Here is a 16534-nt window from a genome sequence, read left to right as displayed (position 1 = left end):
CTGTTGTCGAGGGAAATCGCCACACAGCCAATGCGTCAGCTACACGTCAGTGGGCACGACAAAGCCTACCTGTCGTCCCCGGCATCATGGGCATGAAGACCTTCCACAGAGTGGGTAAAGTCTTCGAACCTGACTTTCGGACGCCATAAAACGGGATCAGTGGATCCAGCGACTGATGTCAGATTCATGCCAACCGGTCCCGTGGACGCTGATCTGGATCTGACGTGGGAACGTGCCTTCCGCGATTTTGCGATAGATGGTGGACCGAGAAAGACCGGTCCGGGAAAGAACGGTTTTCAAGCGGATGATACGGTCTGGTTCGCGCATGACCGCGCTGTCTCCTGCTGGTTGTTTCTAACTGCTGCTGATCCAGACAGGGGCAGCATTTTTACGTGTCATCGCACTGGGGCGTGCAGACGGCGGAAAATAGGATGGATCAAATTCCGATGCCCCGGCCTCTCCCAAAGTCGATGCCGTGGGTGAAGGCCAATTCCTGGCCGAGCCGGCGGCCTGATTCGAACGCTATGCCCAGCTCTCCGCCAGCCGTGGCGCCAACCCGTCCTTGCCCAGTTCGACGGGATCGGGCGCGATGCGTATCGCGCCCATCACCGCGTTGAACTGGTCGAGACCATCGCTGTGGCGGTGCCATGTCGCGGCGCGTAAAGGTCGATTGCTGATGCGTGATGGCGTCTAGCGCCAAAGAGGGATTGGCGATTATGGCGTTCGCCATTGCCGCACGCGATCTCACGGTGCATCGTCGCGGACTATGCACCTCGCCATGCTTGACTGGCCGCGGCGGTGCTGTTCTTTATGGCCCTAAGCGGATTGCTGCACTATGATTAAGTGTCCCGCTGCCAAGTGGGCAACTTCCGCGTGACTCAGCCCCGGCCAGCTAATCCCGGAGGGCAATCAGCACAGAACTATCGCGACCGCCAACACGACATATGTAACAGCTCTATCACCTCAATCCATCGCCGCGATGGCGGCGATTCCGAGATCTTTGACTACCCGCCAAAAGACGCTAGCTCCGCGGCGCGCCGATGAGGATGCGTGGTAGCTTTGATCGATCCCGTTGTGATCGCGTCGGCCGGCAGAAGGATCACCATCTGTCCTTAGAGTGATCTGGCCAAAGCGGCTGGGCGGCAACAAAGACAACGATGACGAGGATGCGGCGGGTGTTTCAGTCTACATCGAAACAGGCGATGAAGGGACGATGTTCGGTAGTCTGTGATGTCAAATGAAATAGCTGGGTATATGTTTCGGCTATGGGACCAATGCCTGGGAACGTCCGACTTCGGTCGCAACGTTCGTTTCATGTGTTATCGCGTCGGACGGATATGCCCCGACGGCAGAGGCCGCCGGGGCTTTTTTGTAGGCTCTGTGCAGTAGCTGCTACTTGTTGCAGTTCTGCATGTTGGAGGTGATGGCGCCGCTCGGCGTGTTGTTGTCGGTGTCATTGGCGCCGCTGTCCTTGCAGCGATCCTCCATGCCGTTCGAGGGCGTCTGAGTGACAGAATTCGTGGTGCCGGCATCCGTCGTGCCAGTCGCCGTTCCGCCGGCGCTTGTATCGCCGGAAGAGCTGCCTGTCGTAGTACCCGTGCCGTTGCCAGACGTCCCGTTGCCCGACACAGTGCCGCTGCCGCTCCCTGAAGTGCTGCCAGACACGTTTCCGGAGCCGCCGCCCGAGGCGCCGCCGGATACGGCGCCTGTACTGCTACCCGATACGCCACCGGACACGCCGCCCGACGCGTTCGCGCCGCCGCTCGCCCCGATTGATTGCGCCATTACGCCCGAGGTTGCGAGCGTAATGGTGAGTACGGAAGCCGCGAGGAATTTCTTCATCATGACGAATTCTCCTTTGGTTACATCGTGATTCCCTAGGGAGCCAACGGGGCGTCGCAGGGGAAGTTCCAGAGAAAATTCGTGAAGAGCCAGCACAGAGAAATTTCCGAGAGCAGGATTCGCCAAGGCGCGATTCGACACATAGATAGTCACCCGAATGGGGCGACCTCCTTTGGAGCAGGGACCGGATTCCTCATACCGGTCGCGCCATCCGAGATTTTCGACGCTTGCGTGTCGGCCAGTTCCGAGGTGGTCGTGCCGGGCAAGATTACCCTGGCGCGGATCGGTTTGGTCGCTTCCGAATCCGCCCGTCACCAGATGACGACGCCATCCTCCGCTTATGATCGAGACCAGGAAGCCGTGCACCCGCCGCCTGGCGTTGCACGGCCGCCTGGGTTCGCGGCGAGCCAAATTTCGCCACGTCCTTGTTTGAACGTGAATGCGCCTCAAAGGTCCGGTCTGCTCTTGATAAAAGCCAGCAAGTCGCGGTTGATCACGTCCGCATGCGTCGTCAGCATGCCGTGTGGGTAACCCGGGCACCACCAGGGGGAACCACGACACTATTTTCTCTTCGTACAAAGCATCGGCCGCGCGTTCGTCAACAGCGTTGGGCCAAAATCGCGGCCACAGAGATCTGGCCAGTATCGAAAATGGCACCGGCCGTGCTCAGAAGTTGTCGACCCAGCTCAACAGGCGTACAGTAAGGAGGTCTATTGCCATAATCGGAAGTATATAAGAAGAATCTAATAAAATTGAGTAGAAAGAGATTTATCCAGGGAGGGAGCCGAGCGATATCGGTTGGTGTGAACTCGAGGTTCTGGAGGCCGGCGATGGCGAAGATGATCAACGACGGCTTGGGTATTGGCCAGCCTCAACCAGACCAGCCGTTCCTCGACACCACTGCCTACGGGTCCGGGCCGGACGACGGGCTTTCCGATGCGACCGAGAACGCCGCCATCACCCACCACGTGGCTATCGTGAACGGGATTTCCATTCCCTACACCGCCACCGCCGGCCATCTCGTCACAGTCGATCCGTCGAGCTCGAAGCCGGCCGCGAAGTTCTTCTATGTGGCCTTCACGGCGGACGGAATGGACGCCACTACCCGTCCGGTGACTTTCTTCTACAATGGCGGGCCAGGCTCATCGTCGGTCTTCCTGCTGCTCGGTTCCTTCGCCCCCAGGCGCATCAGGACCAGCATGCCGGGTTTCACGCCACCGCCGCCCTACGCCATGGAAGACAATCCCGACAGCCTGATCGACCGCAGTGATCTGGTTTATATCAACCCGGTTGGCACCGGCTATTCCGCTGCTATCGCACCTTTTAAAAACCGGGATTTCTGGGGCGTCGACCAAGACGCCGTCTCGATCAAGCAGTTCATCAAGCGTTATCTCGCCTATGACGGGCGGGTGACTGGCATCGACACGGGGATCGCGGCCATCGTTTCGCCTGACGGCGGTATGAACGATCCCACCATGGTGGCCGTGGGCGGCGTCTACACCACCATGTGGAACAGCTATCTCAACAACGACCTCAAGTTCACGGCGACCTCGAACTTCGTCGACCTCAACGATCAGGCCTTCCAGTTCTGGGACTTCAGCCACACGGACCCGACAGGCGCGGTCCAGAAGCCGGACCGCCAGGCGCTATGCCGCTCAACAACCCTCAGGTGCGCGGTAATCTGACGATCAGGAACTACCCCTCGGGGCATATGATCTATCTGGACGGCGCTTCGCGAACGGCGATGAAAGCCGATCTCGCGGCCATGTATGACCGTGCCGTGGGCACACGCCGCGCGCGCCTGCGCGCCAGGGCAGAGCTGTCGCATTTGGTGCCCAACATCGTCCGGCCCTATTTCAAGCTGCCTGGCATCGGCAATGTCGCCTTCCGCCCGGCCGCGGCAGGGGCGGAGCCCTGGAACGTGCCGGATCTGTGTCGGGCCTATTCCTGGCCGACCGGCCTCGCCGGCGGCGGCGTGATCGCCATCATCGAGTTCAGCGGCGGGTGGGTGCAGAAGGATATCGACGCCTATTTCCGCTCGACGGGCCTGCCAGTGCCGACTATCGTCGACGTGCCGATTGGATCCGGCCGCAACGATCCCAATAAGCACTCGGGCAACCCTGCCGCCGACCCCGACCGTGAGGTTGCGCTCGACATCGAAGTCGCCGCCGCTGCCTATTCCGTCGCCACCGGCGAAGCGGCAAGCATCCGAATCTACTGGGCAGACGCCACCGACTGGGGCGCGATGGCGACCGCCATCACCGCCGCGGCGGCCGACGGCTGCGACGTCTGTTCGATCTCCTGGGGCTCCGATGAGGCCAACTGGAAGGCGGCGGCCGCGATGGCGGGCGCCGACTATCCCGGCAGACTGAGCACGGCGGCGGGGGCCGCCGCCAAGGCGGGCATGATCGTCTTCGCGGCTTCGGGCGACAATGATTCCTCTGACGGCGGGACGGACCCGGCCAATGTCGATCTGCCGTCCTCCTGCCCGTTCGTGGTGGGCTGCGGCGGCACCATGAAGCCTCACGACGGCAATGCCGAAGAGACAGTCTGGAACGACGACCCCGGTAACCCGAATGGCTCGGGGACGGGGGGCGGTTTCTCAGAGCTGTTTCACCCCATGCCGGCCTGGCAGGCCGGGGCACCGCACGGACCGGGCCGCATGGTGCCTGACGTCTCGGCCAATGCGGACCCATATACGGGCTACAATGTCTTCGTCCACGGCCGACAAGAAGCGATCGGCGGCACCAGCGCCGTGGCACCGCTCTATGCTGGCCTGTTTGCCGCCTTCGGCCGCAAGCTCGGGCTCGTGACGCCGCAGCTCTGGCTCAACCACACATGCTTCAACGACATTACCCACGGCGACAACGGCTATTTCCGGGCTCGCGTCGGTCCTGACCCGTGCACCGGTATCGGCACTCCCATTGCGAGCAAGCTGGGCACGTTGTTCGAGGCGCTGAACAAACCCCCAGTGCACCCGCCGCGTGGCAAACGCCGAAAACCAACGAGGGCTACTTGAGTCTGCAAGCATTTAATGCCGAGCATGTGCGTACAACTGCGGGAGTGGAGGGCGGCGTGACCCGGAGACCGAGGTTGCCTGAGCCTCACGCCGCCCTTGCGGGTTCCGTGAGGTCCGCCGCGTAACGAGATTTGTAGGATTTCGCGGCACCGGTCAACGACGTCGTCCTGAAAAAAGTAAAGGCTTCGGCGAACCAGGGCTCTTGATCCTTTTCCTCACGGAGGAGGCGGCTTTTTGACCTTAAGGAACTGTCACTGAACGAAGCCGGCCGGACCAAGCGGGATGTCCATCGCTTCGCTGTCGCCCCCAGCGATCCGCTGGGAGCGATTGTCTCCGCCTTGGGGGCATTGCCCGCGTCGCGCCGCTCTCTCGCGAACGCAAATTCTCCGATATGGCTCTAGCCATGCCTGCTGGCCTCCATATCGAGCCCGCAGGATGAATCAGATATTCTCGCCGAAGGGATCCCTCACGATTCCATCAGGTCAGACTGTGCTCTAGTGGCAATATGCATAGGACCCGCAATTCACATCGGCGCTCGACTGATAACATTGGCAGTCGCAATGGCTGAGATATTGAGCGCCTTCCGGGCAACAGGCATTGGCAGATCCGCTGGGAACGCAAGCAGTTATGCTGCAAGGATAAAAATTCGGGTCGTTGCAATTGCCATAGGCGTAAGAAATTCTACTTGGAATGGCGGTCGCTAGCACTGCTCCGGCTATTGCTTTGGCCAGAATCTGGAAGAATGCTCTTCTGGATGGAGGAAGTTTGCCCTCGGTGACTTCCATTCCACCGGAAGGTTCAGTTTTTCCGGTTGTGTAAAGCGCAATCCGAATTCCGAAGACGACCACATGCAGTAACCAAAGCCCCGTCAAAAGCCCTGCAAAGGCGAGCGGTATTCTAATCGGCATGGAAGAACTGAATGAGCTGCTGGCGATTAATGCCAGCAGCCAAAGGCACCAAGCTATCGCTGCGGCCAGGAATGCCTGCCGCATACAAATTCCGCATGTGCCGATGCGTGTCATGAACCTTGGTAAGGCATCGGATGCTGTCGCTTTGCGAATGTTCTGCCCGGACATTAAAGTTCTCCCCCTAAGTTTGAATTCTCCAGATGACACCCTAACCGGGATGAGTAGTGGGCCGTTTAGGGCCCTCTTGCAAGGTAACAGTGCAATTGGGACAGGGTTTGCAAATTGCATCCGTATGACCCCATGGCATGGGTGGAGCTAGCTTTTCACCGAACTGTTCGTGGCATGCCGAAGCGTCAGCAAAGAGCTCATCCAGAAACTGAACCTCGATCTCAGCACCGCCGTGCTCAGGTGCTTTTGTACAAGGACTGAGGCGGCTGCCATAGCCACGTCGAAACTCCTGAAGCTTGCACTGTTATGTAGCCACTTTAGCTGCTGACTTCTTCCTCCATTTCTCCCATCCGCTGCCTTTGCCCCGGTTCAGGGTGTCATAGGTCTCGCCGCCGAACTCCTGCGCCATCCGCTCTGCCTGGAACGGCTCCTTGAACCGGAAGCCCAGGTACTCCCGGTTGTGTCGCCGGATGAAGGCGTGGCGCGAGGCGCAGTTCACTTTGTGCGCCCGGCTGTGGGCAGGGTCATAGTTCCTTTCGCAGCAGTTCTCCCACGGGATGACCGCATGGTAGGGGTAGAAACGATCCAAGTAGCCATCAGAGTTGATGCCTTTGTGGCGGGCTCGCATTAGAGCCTCCTAAATACGATAGGAATATGTTCCCTATTTGTTCCGAAGGAGTCAAGGGTAGGTCGGCCGCACACCTGCGGAACATCAAGAGGAATGCGAAGTTTGGGCCTCCAGTCAGGAGGATCTTCAATGCCTCGCTATCACTTTCACGTCGATGATGGCGCCCTGGTTCCGGATGTAGAGGGGACGGAATTGCCCGACTTGCATACCGCGCGAACTGAGGCGGTTAGAGCAATGGGCACCATGCTGGCTGACTTGGGCGGCGAGCTAGTTGGAGGTGGTCACACGTGGATGATGCATGTAACCGATGCTGCAAACGTACTGCTTTTTACTCTGACCTTCTCCTCAAACGTCCCAGCAGGCAAGGTGACGTTTCTGCCAGAGGGTTAGACGGTCTTTTTCAGCCGCCCACCGGCTTGGAAAAAGAGCCCGCTCGCCCGGAAGGGACGGGCAGGGAGCGGGCTCTTTAGCGGCAGTCAAGGAAAGGAGGGATTGCCGCCTTCCGAACATTCAGTTCCAGAAATGTTCCCCAAAAGGACTGTACCATTTCGGACCAATTTCGGGTGCTCTATCATTTCTTAATGACTCCAGATGCGGGCGGAGTCATGGTCCGGCATCCAATTCATATCGAAGGAGAAGGAAGCATGTTGTTTCCTGGCCAAGTCGTCATGTCCGACGAACTCGCCATGCTTACCCGTGTGTACAAGACCATCTGCGAGGAGCGTCGGATACCGGTTGACAGCCCCCGCTGCCAGAAAGTCGCGGCTCACATTTTCAAGCTGTTCATGAACGGACTCACGGACGAGGATGAGATTCTGCACGCCATGCGGAATCGCGGCCCGCTAGTACCGGCCAATCAGGTTATCGAGCAGGCGCTTGCGAGTTAGCACGTTGGTGCCGATCGCTAACCGCACGTCCCCAATGAAGCTCGCCAACGACGGCAGCTTGTCACGGCCGCGCACCGCCCATTTATAGGCCTTGCGGATGGCGTAGAGCGGGAAATCCTCCAACTCCTCCGCCCACAAGGACTGGCGCTACTCCGGTAAGCGGCAACGGTTTGATGTTGAACAAATGGAATTTCAGCGCCGTACGGTGGGACGTTTGATTGCAGAGGCTACCTTGGTCGCCTCGACAGTCGCCTGCTGCTGTGGGTAGGCGCCACGGCTGTAGCGCGGCCAATCCGGGGCCTGCCCTTGTTCAACCATCCAGTCGGCCACGCTGGCGCCATCAGCGCGCCGGCAGTCCCCGACAAAGCGGTGATAGCGATCCCAATCGACGAACGTGGACGGCCTCGAGGTGGCAAGGAAGGTGTCCAGCGCTTCGGAAGAGTCCAGAAGTGCCCAACCGGAGCGGAACATCAGAGCCTTCTAACGGTACGAATTCAATTCAAACGCTGATACGGTCGCCCTCCAGGAGGCGACGCCGCCTAAGAGGTCACGTGGTCGTGTCGGGGCCAGTCACTTAGGCGGATTGCGTCGAATGCATTACCAGGCCCGTTGGCTCCGGTCGGCGGGCTTTTTAGTGTTCGGGTCGGGAACAGCTCGACTAGTCAAGTTCGGGCGAAGGCGGCGGCGCGTCCGGGTCTTTTCGCGACGCTGGCCGGCCCGCGCCCTCCTTTTGCGGGGTGGGCGCGGGCCTCAGTGGAACATACGTCAGAGACAAAGGTTCCGGAGCTGGCCGTCTACTCCGGGCGGCCCTCCACTCTGTCAGCTGCCCGCTGGCTCCGGCCGGCGGGCTTTTTGTTGCCGCAACGTTCCGCACGCGGACAGCTTAGTTTCGTATACCTGTCGCGACGGCCCATGCCGTCTCCGAGTTCGGTTTTCGAACCTCCGTCTCGCTGAACCCGACACCTTGCAGAGCAGCTGTGATCTCGTCCGGCTCACGTGGGGTGAAGATATCTGCTGGCATGTTCATCCGGTCCATATGCGCCTTGGGAAGGAAGCCCAAAACGATTCGCCCGCCAGGCCTGAGAACTCGTGCCAACTCAGCAGATCCGGCTTTCAGGCTTTGCCAGAAGTATACTGTGTGGACGCTGAGGGCTTTGTCGAATGTCGCATCCCGCAAGGGCAGCTTTTCAACCGCTCCGACGTAAAACTCGGCGCGTCCGGCGCGCACCGCATCGGCAAACCGGCGAGCGGCGGCGCTCACCACATCGGGGGAGCGATCAACACCGCAGACGAATGACGCACCACGGACAAGGCCCGGCACTGCTGCGCCGCCGCCGAAACCGACTTCCAGCACTCGATCCTCAGGAACCAACTGCAATTGCTCGAGAGCGTAGCTGTTCAGCCGGGCGTTGCCCCGGTTCATACCCTCTCGGATGAGCCAGCCGGCGATACCAGCCGGCCAGGAAAGTTGTTTTGCTATGAACCTTGGCGCCATCTCATTTCCCCACCCATTCTGTCGTTGAGCCGCTGGCTCCGGCCGGCGGGCTTTTTGCGTTTCAGGGACCTTTGACGACTTCGGGCTTCAGCCGCTCATGCCTCGACTGCTCGTGCCACATCACCTGACGCAGATCGTGCATGTCGACCGGCTGTCCGCAGATGGGGCAATTGTAGACATCTTGCTCGTCGGCGGCATCTGATTCACGCTCGTGCCCCACGATCGGTGAGCCGAGATCGGAGAGTTTCGTCCAATCTTCTGGACGCTCGTCAGGTCCGGCCAAACTGTATTCGTATACGGCGGCCTGGTCCTCATCGACCACCCGGAACCAATGATCCTGTCGTGCCCTCGGCAAGACCCTTTGACCCGCCGTCGCTTCGGCGGCTTTCATGGGATCGTTCTCCACGACGGTGCCAGATGACACGACCGTCTCGCCGTAGATCTCTTCGACCTGATACTTCGTCATCGTCGCCTCAATCCGATGGTGTGGTGGGCAACGTGGCGGCCCAAGCTTTGTTGCATCAGGCATATTGCAGTTTCGGAACAATTTTAGCTAAAGCTGATTGAATCGCCGGCAGCCGGTGTTTGACTGCTGCTGACCAACGTCCCTCCAGGACCTTGGTCGGCCCGCGCCAGGGGGTGTGGGCAGGCGCGGGCCATCCGCTTTCGGAGGCCTGGCAATGAGCACGCGCGGCATCAATTTCCTGGACCAGTGGATCGCGAGCAATGTTTCAGGGCTCGCAAGCTCCGACTGATTTCGGTTGCTGAGGCAATCCAGAGGCTTTTTGCGGAGGCGAAGGCGATCGGAATCAGTAGCACCGAAATCGAAGACAGGCGACTATCGAGCGGGGGCCCGATCCGGAACGCCGTAATGACAGCCCACTTTGCAAGCCAGATGTTGCCACGGAATCTTTCGCCCTGACGCTGACCTGGCATCCACCATTGACAGTAATGCAATTTTGCATTAACTGCGCATTAGAAAAGACAGGAGGTGCTGATATGACAACACTGACGGTGACCGCACGGGGTCAGGTGACGTTCCGCAAGGAGGTGTTGCAGCATCTTGGAATCCGGCCGGGTGAGAAAATCGAACTTGACCTGCTTCCCGACGGCCGGGCGGAACTGAAGGCAATGCGGGCAAAGGGATCATTTCGCGACCTTCATGGCTTCCTGAAGGGCAAGACAAACGGCCGAGTGCTCACCATCGAGGAGATCAACGAAGCAATCGCGGAAGCGGGCACCGCGGCCGGATCTGGAAAGGCATGAAAATCACAGCCGATACGAATGTGCTGCTGCGCGCCTATGTTGCCGACGATGAGGGACAGGCGGCCGTAGCCGTTGATCTACTCGCAAAGGCGGACATCGTCGCAGTAAGCTCGCAAGCTTTGTGCGAGTTCGCGTGGGTTTTGGGGCGGCAGTATCAGACCACCCGCGACGATATCGCCGCGGCGATCAGAGCTTTACTGGACACCACTAATGTGGTCGTCAACCGCCCTGCGGTCGAAGCGGGGCTGATGATACTTGAAGCTGGCGGTGACTTTGCGGACGGTGTCATCGCTTTCGACGGTGGTTGGCTTGGTGGGGAGACGTTTGTTTCCTTCGACCGAAAGGCGGTCAAACTGATTTCGGCGCGGGGAGCGTCCGCTCAGCTGCTTTCGTAGATCAACGCTACGAGCGAAAGGTTGCCCCATACCTCGATCAGCGCCGCCCGTGAAGCCGGAGCGCGGCGGCGATGCGCCACAGTCTTGCGGCAACAAGCCGCCACTACCGTTTCAGGATGCAGTGTTCAGCGAGAGTTATGTGGATCTCAGGTCACCTCAGTGACGCAGAGGAAGGTTCCCGGAATGCATCTCGGGATGGCGACGGGGGATTTCCACATCATTGCTGTCTGTGCACTCGGGTCCATCGCGGCGACCCGGGCGTTGCCGAGGGCAGCATAGTGCAGAGGCTCCTGGCCGTGCCGGTTCGTTGCGCGGACTTTGGCGCCCGTGGCCAAGGAGTTGCACGGTAATACCTTCTCCATAGGCCGCGGCCGCAACGTGTAGAGCCCTATTTGGCCGCCACTAGAGGCCCAAGAGTGACGTCGGTGGTATAGTTCTCACGCATGAAGTTGATGAAGTTGGCCTGGAACTGGCGCGTGTGGGCGTGCGCCAGTTCGTCAGCCAGGTCGACGTTTTTTTCTCTGATCGCGTCGAGCATGAGGTCATGCTCATCGGTCAGGAGATGTCCGTCATGGGACCGTTCCAGCTTCGATCATGTGCAGCGCCGCCACCCGTTCGGCATGCCCGTTGCAAATCCACGGTGTTGGATACCAAGGACTTCACAGCCAGCTGCGGAGCTTGATGATCGCATCGGCAAATTGCTCAGGCTCCTGCTGCGGTACGTTGTGTCCCGCAGCCACGAGGCGGTGCTCATGCATCCCGGCGAACAGTCCCGCATGGTCCGCGGTCCCGCCGGGTTTGAGCGGGTCGGTAGAACCGTCGATCGTGACCGCCGCCACAGCTATCGGGGGCTTCCGCGCCAGACGGGCTTCGAGAGTCTGCAGCGCCGAGTCGCCTTCCTCCAGGCCAAAGATCCACCGGTAGGCATGGATCACGACGTCAACGAAGTCGGGATTGTCGAAGGACACCGCCGATCGGTCGAATGTCGCCTCAGCGAAATCCCAGCCAGGTGACCATTCGTGCCAAAGCAGCCTGCACAATTCGCGCCGATGTGCGGTCAGGCACTTTCGCCCGCGTTCGCTCTGAAAGAGATGTTGATACCAGAAGACGCGCTCAAGCGATGCGGAGACCGGATTGCGTTGTGCGTCCACGTCAATGATGTCGTAGCCCGCATAGGAGACGAGCCCGCCGACGCGTTCCGGCCATAGCGCCGCCGCTACGCAGGAGGCGTTGCCGCCCCAATCAAAGCCGGCGAGGATCGGATGGTTCAGTTCGAGCACCTCGGCAAGCTGAATGATGTCGAGACCGCGCGCAGCCTGTTGCCCATTGCGCATGGTATTGGCGGAAATGAAGCTCGTCGGTCCGAATCCTCGCGCGTAGGGGACAATAACCCTCGCGCCGGCACCGGCTAGGATCGGCGCCACTTGCTCGAAGGCATGCACGTCATATGGGAAGCCGTGCGACAGGATGACCGGCCAACCATTGGCCGGGCCCTGCTCGAAGTAGGCGATCCGCAGAGTTTCCGTCTGGGCGATTCTTGCCGGTTGCTCAGTCATTGTCTGTCCTTTCGAAATGCGGGGACGGCCGGTCACCTCAGCGTCGGCCCGAGGTTTGGTGTCTCCAGGCAGAGCGCGATCACATCAATCGGGGCGCGGGGGGTTCAACAAGTTCAAACCACGAGGAGCTTCGAATTGCGCCGGACCGGTGCGAATGCATGAGCCATTGCTGCACAGTCGGCGTGCAGGTCCGAACTCAGGACCGCTCTCCCAGTACCTTGGTGATGAAGGCTCGAAGATCCGCCAACATCAGCGCCGGTTCTTCCAGAGCAGCGAAGTGGCCGCCTCTTGGCATATTAGTCCAATGAACGACGTTGTAGGTCTTCTCTACGAACGAGCGAGGGGTGGGCAGAAACACGGGGTCAGGGAATGCCGCGACACCCATCGGTGTTCGCACTTGCGTACCGGACGGAAGCCATTCCGATCCTTCGAGCCGCTTGCCGTGGTAAATCCAAGTTGAGGTAACGACCGAGGGCGGTGCGACATAGAGCATTATGTTTGTGAGTAGTTGCTCTTCGGAAAATTTGCTCCAGATGTCCGGGCCGCCGTCGGCAAGCTTGGGGAGGTCCGCCCACTTGCCGAATTTCTCGAGTATCCACCCGGCCGCGCCCACGGGACTGTCGGCCATCGCCACGCCCAGCGTTTGCGGACGTGTCTCCTGCTCATGATTGTAGCCGGTTTCCCAATCAAGGATTGCGGCGCGACGGGCCATAAAATCCCTTTCCTCGGCCGATGTCGCCGCGTCCTTGGGAAAGATGCTGACCATGTTGATGTGGAAGCCGAGCAGCGCGTCAGGTCGCTCGTTGGCGATCCAGCTCGCGATATGCGCGCCCCAGTCACCGCCTTGGACAACATAGCGGGTTCGCCCGAACAACTGAACCATTAGCTGGTGCATGAGCTCAGCGGCCCGACGCGGGCCAATTACCTCGGTAATCGGGGTCGAGAATGCAAAGCCGGGGAGCGAGGGCACGATTACATCGTGTCCGTCCGACGAAAGAGGATCCAGCAGTGGCTCGAACTCCAAGTAAGAGCCGGGCCACCCGTGGAGAAGTAGAACGGGCGGCTTCGAGCCGTCACCGCGCTTATGCAGGTAGTGAATGCGCTCGCCCTGGATTTCGGTCGTAAAGTTCGGCAAGCGGTTCAGGCGGCGCTCGACATCACGCCAGTCGAAATCGTTCTGCCAGTAGACGACGAGCCGCCTCAGGTCTTCGATGCCTACACCTGCCGACCATCCGCCCGCGTCTGGAAGCTGATTCCAATCGTAGCCCGCAATCTTGGTCGCGATGGCAGCCAGCCTCTCCTCGGGTATGTTGATGGTGTAGGGGGCAACCATGGCGTTCTCCCGATCGCAGGTGTTCGGTGCGAAGGCCCGAGGAAATGGTTTTCCATACGGAAGAACTTGCACACTGATTGATCCTTCCGCTGCAAAGATGGAGTATAGAATGCGAAAGTACAGGGCCGGCTTCCGCAGAAGACCTTTGCATAGAGCGCACAAATGAGCTTTTCCCCGGATTGGGGCAGTGATCTGGAGCTGTTCACACTCGTGGTCGATGCCGGGAGTTTCTCCGCCGCGGCTCGGCGCCTCAACCTTGTGCCCTCGTCGGTTTCGCGAGCAATCGATCGGATAGAGACTCGGCTTGGGGTTCGGCTGCTACTAAGGACCACACGTTCTCTCACTGTCACGCCGGAGGGGGCGACGTATCTGTCAGGCGCGCGAAGGATTCTCGCTGACTTCCGCGAAACCGAGGAGTTGGTCTCCAATCAAAGTTCACCGCGCGGGCGGCTGCGCGTGAGCACCTCTATTCTCTACGGCCGAATGTTCCTGGTGCCGGTTCTCGGCGACTTCATTCGGCGATATCCCGACATCTTGCTGGACGTTAGCCTGACCGATACCGTCGTCGACATTGCCGGAGGGCAAGCGGACGTGGGCGTTCGATTCGGTCCGCTTTCCGATGGAGCCCTGACGGCGCGGAAACTCGGTGAGACCCATAAGGTAATCGTCGCCTCGCCTAATTACCTCTCACGGCGCGGAACACCCCAAGTTCCGGAAGATCTGCTTGAGCATGATTGTCTGGGATTCAATTTTAGACGCGCTGCACCCACTTGGCCCTTCCGCAAAAACGGCCGCGACTATTCACTGACAATCAAGGGGAGTGTCGAGTCGAACAATGGCGAAACGCTCGGTCAACTCGCGGCAGAGGGTGTCGGCATCACCCGGGTTGGGACCGAGACAGTTCAGGATCAAATTCGATCCGGTGCGCTCGTGCCGCTGTTGGAAGAGTTCAATCCCGGTGACGTCGAGGAGATCAATGCGGTGTTTATGGGCGGATCGCATACCCCGGTTCGCGTTCGTCGTTTCGTAGATTATCTGGTAGAAGCCTTGCGGAAGTTAGTCATTTAATGTCAGCCATAGAGGATGCCCTTTGCCGGTCCCTAAACCTGACTTCGCCGATCGCGAGATGTAGGTTCGCGGCGCGGACCAAGACTTCTTCTCGCGCACGGATGGAATTGCGGTCCTGACCGCTCGCTTCCTACCTCATTCAGGAAGAAATATGCCCGGCCGGTGTTTGGTTGAGCAACGTTGCTATCTCTGTGATGATCTGAGGAATGACAAAAGGCTTGGCTATCATGAGGCTGTTCGGCACTCCCAGGGCTGACGGCGGCACTGTCGCCGCTCAGGTAGATCACCGGTAAAATGGGACTGACGCCTCGCGCGTGACGAGCGACTTCCCAGCCGGCGGCTTCCATCGCATCCGCCACTACGGCCTGCTCGCGGGCGGCTCTCGCAAAACGAGCCTCGCGCTCGCCCGCCAACTGCTGACCGTCGCGCCTCCCGTCACGAACGATCCGCCGGCGGAACCGGTCGACTTCCGCCCGCCGTGCCCGTGCTGCGGCGGGGCATGCCGGGTCGTGGAGCGTTCTCCCGGTTTGTTGCTGTTTGGCTCGGCGGTCCGCGCGGCTGCCTGCACCGTTCGACCACCTCGATGACGATCATACGTTCATGCCGGAACCGCCCAGAACGACGATCGGTTTCGGCCTGTTGGCCTGCTTGATCGCCTCCATGGCGCCGAGCGCGGCGTCGTCGTCGCCCGCCCACACGCCGTCGATGGCGTCATATTTCTGCAGGAAGTCCTGCATCACCTCGAAGCCCTTGTCCGGATTCCAGTTCGCGAATTGCATGTCGAGGATTTGGACCTTCGAACTCTCCAGTTCCTTTTTTAAAGGCTTCGATGCGGACATTGTCGATCGTGGTCGGGATGCCGCGCATGACCACGATCTTGGCGCCGCCGGGAAACTTCTTCTTGAAATACTGCCCCGCGATGACGCCGTATTGCGGATTGTTGCCGCCGACATAGAGGTCTTCGATGCCTTCTTCCGCCAAGCCGCGATCGACGGTCGTTATGAACACGCCTTGCGCCTTGGCCTGCTTCACCGGTTCGGTCAGGGGCATTCAAACGGCAGGATCACCAGCGCGTCGATGCCGCGCGCGACGAGATCCTCGACGTCGTTGACCTGCTTGGAAGCGTCGTTGGCGGCAGCGACCACGAACTCGATATCGGGGAAGGCCTTCTTCATGTGCTCCACGGTGCGCTTGGTCTGAAAATTGAGACCGCCGGTCCAGCCATGGGTTGCCGCCGGGATAGAAATGCCAATCGTCTTTCCGCCCGCCGCCAAGGATACTTTCGGCCTGCCCACGGCGCCGACCGCGAGCGCGATCGCTCCGCCCTTCAGGAATGTTCTCTTCTCCACGGTGTTCTCCTCTATGTGGCGGGTCAGGCCTGCCGGCGACCCTTCTGCAGATAAACGGCGATGATGATGATAACCCCCTGGAACGCACCGTTGAGATATGGACTGGCGAGCGCCGTGAGGTTCAGGATGTTGTCGATCAGGCCGAGTATCAGCACCCCGACGATCGACCCCCAAATGCGGCCAAAGCCGCCTTTGAGCGCGGTCCCGCCGATGATCACGGCGGCGATGCCTTCAAGTTCCCACAGGAGACCGGTTGAAGGCGTTGCGGCGCCGAGCCGCGGAACGTAGATCATCGTGGCCAAGGCCACGCAGCCCCCTTGGAACATGTAAGTCAGGATCCGCACGCGGTGGACTCGGATGGCCGAGTACCTGGCAACTTCCGGATTTGACCGATGGCGGTGACGTGCCGGCCGAGCCGGCCGCGGCGCAGGACACCGCAGAGGCTGTCGGGGCGCAAGCGCTTGTTTTGGTTAGAGAAATAAATCAGTTCCATAAGATAGATTCTGCGACTTTCTGTTATTGCCGCAAAATAGAAATGTCTTGATTCCGCAAAGTTGGAATGTCGCCCTGCTCGTCGATGAGCGAGGGAGACGGCGGGTTGGGACTGATTTTGATGAGCG

The 16534-nt window shown here is 59.9% G+C and carries 18 protein-coding genes and 4 pseudogenes; 6 read left to right on the top strand and 16 right to left on the bottom strand.

The window, feature by feature from the left end; translation table 11 throughout:
• Positions 1-65: 65 nt before the first annotated feature.
• The 3 genes and pseudogenes from FJW08_RS20985 to FJW08_RS20970 all read right to left on the bottom strand — a co-directional run bounded on the left by FJW08_RS20985 (position 66) and on the right by FJW08_RS20970 (position 1845).
• Positions 66-327 (bottom strand): annotated as a pseudogene (locus tag FJW08_RS20985) (AlpA family transcriptional regulator).
• 228 nt (positions 328-555) lie between these two features.
• Positions 556-761, bottom strand: a pseudogene (locus FJW08_RS33015) (hypothetical protein); the annotation flags it as partial.
• A gap of 631 nt (positions 762-1392) precedes the next feature.
• Positions 1393-1845: a hypothetical protein gene (locus FJW08_RS20970; protein WP_140812120.1), complete on the bottom strand. Its 453-nt coding sequence runs from the start codon at positions 1843-1845 to the stop codon at positions 1393-1395.
• A gap of 827 nt (positions 1846-2672) precedes the next feature.
• Here FJW08_RS20970 and FJW08_RS20965 point away from each other — a divergent pair.
• Together FJW08_RS20965 and FJW08_RS33010 are read left to right on the top strand one after the other, a co-directional pair.
• On the top strand, positions 2673-3527 hold the full coding sequence (locus FJW08_RS20965) for a hypothetical protein (RefSeq protein WP_246682466.1): 855 nt from the start codon (positions 2673-2675) through the stop codon (positions 3525-3527).
• The gene (locus FJW08_RS33010) at positions 3491-4861 is read left to right on the top strand and encodes a S53 family peptidase (RefSeq protein ID WP_246682465.1); all 1371 of its coding nucleotides are present in this window, start codon (positions 3491-3493) and stop codon (positions 4859-4861) included. Before FJW08_RS20965 ends, FJW08_RS33010 begins: the two co-directional genes overlap by 37 nt.
• A 494-nt stretch (positions 4862-5355) precedes the next feature.
• Here the strand turns inward: FJW08_RS33010 and FJW08_RS20960 are convergent, their stop codons facing one another.
• Positions 5356-5937 (bottom strand): DUF3624 family protein, encoded by a 582-nt coding sequence (locus FJW08_RS20960; protein ID WP_181182995.1) that lies wholly within the window; start codon positions 5935-5937, stop codon positions 5356-5358.
• Between the two features lie 304 nt (positions 5938-6241).
• A complete protein-coding gene (locus FJW08_RS20955; RefSeq protein WP_140812118.1) occupies positions 6242-6565 on the bottom strand; it encodes a hypothetical protein in 324 nt (107 codons plus the stop codon).
• 129 nt (positions 6566-6694) lie between these two features.
• Between FJW08_RS20955 and FJW08_RS32450 the strand changes: the two genes are divergently transcribed.
• Entirely contained in the window at positions 6695-6955 is a 261-nt protein-coding gene (locus FJW08_RS32450; protein WP_181182994.1) for a hypothetical protein, read from the top strand.
• A 452-nt stretch (positions 6956-7407) separates the two neighbouring features.
• Here the strand turns inward: FJW08_RS32450 and FJW08_RS20950 are convergent, their stop codons facing one another.
• From FJW08_RS20950 to FJW08_RS33005, 4 genes are all read right to left on the bottom strand, one after another.
• Entirely contained in the window at positions 7408-7575 is a 168-nt protein-coding gene (locus tag FJW08_RS20950; protein ID WP_181182993.1) for a hypothetical protein, read from the bottom strand.
• A gap of 69 nt (positions 7576-7644) precedes the next feature.
• A complete protein-coding gene (locus FJW08_RS32445) occupies positions 7645-7923 on the bottom strand; it encodes a hypothetical protein (protein ID WP_181182992.1) in 279 nt (92 codons plus the stop codon).
• Positions 7924-8335: 412 nt separating this feature from the next.
• The gene (locus tag FJW08_RS20940; RefSeq protein WP_140812117.1) at positions 8336-8947 is read right to left on the bottom strand and encodes a class I SAM-dependent methyltransferase; all 612 of its coding nucleotides are present in this window, start codon (positions 8945-8947) and stop codon (positions 8336-8338) included.
• 61 nt (positions 8948-9008) lie between these two features.
• Complete coding sequence (locus tag FJW08_RS33005) at positions 9009-9413, bottom strand: hypothetical protein (protein ID WP_246682463.1); 405 nt, start codon at positions 9411-9413, stop codon at positions 9009-9011.
• A 533-nt stretch (positions 9414-9946) separates the two neighbouring features.
• Between FJW08_RS33005 and FJW08_RS20925 the strand changes: the two genes are divergently transcribed.
• Both FJW08_RS20925 and FJW08_RS20920 read left to right on the top strand, forming a co-directional pair.
• Positions 9947-10213, top strand: coding sequence for an AbrB/MazE/SpoVT family DNA-binding domain-containing protein (locus FJW08_RS20925; protein ID WP_140812116.1), 267 nt, complete (start codon positions 9947-9949; stop codon positions 10211-10213).
• Positions 10210-10608: a type II toxin-antitoxin system VapC family toxin gene (locus FJW08_RS20920; protein WP_140812115.1), complete on the top strand. Its 399-nt coding sequence runs from the start codon at positions 10210-10212 to the stop codon at positions 10606-10608. The genes FJW08_RS20925 and FJW08_RS20920 overlap by 4 nt, the downstream gene beginning before the upstream one ends.
• A 388-nt stretch (positions 10609-10996) precedes the next feature.
• On the opposite strand, the pseudogene FJW08_RS20915 reads toward FJW08_RS20920, so the two are convergent.
• The 3 genes and pseudogenes from FJW08_RS20915 to FJW08_RS20905 form a co-directional block, all read right to left on the bottom strand.
• Positions 10997-11194 (bottom strand): annotated as a pseudogene (locus tag FJW08_RS20915) (GntR family transcriptional regulator); the annotation flags it as partial.
• A 73-nt stretch (positions 11195-11267) separates the two neighbouring features.
• Complete coding sequence (locus tag FJW08_RS20910) at positions 11268-12164, bottom strand: alpha/beta hydrolase (RefSeq protein WP_140812113.1); 897 nt, start codon at positions 12162-12164, stop codon at positions 11268-11270.
• Between the two features lie 196 nt (positions 12165-12360).
• Positions 12361-13497 carry an epoxide hydrolase family protein gene (locus FJW08_RS20905; protein ID WP_140812112.1) on the bottom strand — a complete coding sequence of 379 codons (1137 nt, stop codon included), beginning with the start codon at positions 13495-13497 and terminating at the stop codon, positions 12361-12363.
• Positions 13498-13659: 162 nt separating this feature from the next.
• Here FJW08_RS20905 and FJW08_RS20900 point away from each other — a divergent pair, with 162 nt between their 5' ends.
• A complete protein-coding gene (locus FJW08_RS20900) occupies positions 13660-14565 on the top strand; it encodes a LysR family transcriptional regulator (protein ID WP_140812111.1) in 906 nt (301 codons plus the stop codon).
• Positions 14566-15155: 590 nt separating this feature from the next.
• On the opposite strand, the gene FJW08_RS33310 is transcribed toward FJW08_RS20900, so the two are convergent.
• The 4 genes and pseudogenes from FJW08_RS33310 to FJW08_RS20870 all read right to left on the bottom strand — a co-directional run.
• On the bottom strand, positions 15156-15344 hold the full coding sequence (locus FJW08_RS33310) for a substrate-binding domain-containing protein (protein ID WP_140812110.1): 189 nt from the start codon (positions 15342-15344) through the stop codon (positions 15156-15158).
• Positions 15277-15615, bottom strand: coding sequence for a substrate-binding domain-containing protein (locus FJW08_RS20880; RefSeq protein WP_140812109.1), 339 nt, complete (start codon positions 15613-15615; stop codon positions 15277-15279). Before FJW08_RS20880 ends, FJW08_RS33310 begins: the two co-directional genes overlap by 68 nt.
• Positions 15606-15914: a hypothetical protein gene (locus tag FJW08_RS20875; RefSeq protein ID WP_140812108.1), complete on the bottom strand. Its 309-nt coding sequence runs from the start codon at positions 15912-15914 to the stop codon at positions 15606-15608. Before FJW08_RS20875 ends, FJW08_RS20880 begins: the two co-directional genes overlap by 10 nt.
• Before the next feature lie 23 nt (positions 15915-15937).
• Positions 15938-16344, bottom strand: a pseudogene (locus FJW08_RS20870) (ABC transporter permease); the annotation flags it as partial.
• Positions 16345-16534: the final 190 nt, after the last annotated feature.

Origin of the sequence: Mesorhizobium sp. B3-2-1, assembly GCF_006439515.1 — a bacterium.
GTDB lineage: Bacteria > Pseudomonadota > Alphaproteobacteria > Rhizobiales > Rhizobiaceae > Mesorhizobium.
Note: the sequence above shows the minus strand (reverse complement) of the source record. Positions and strands in the feature narration are given on the sequence as shown.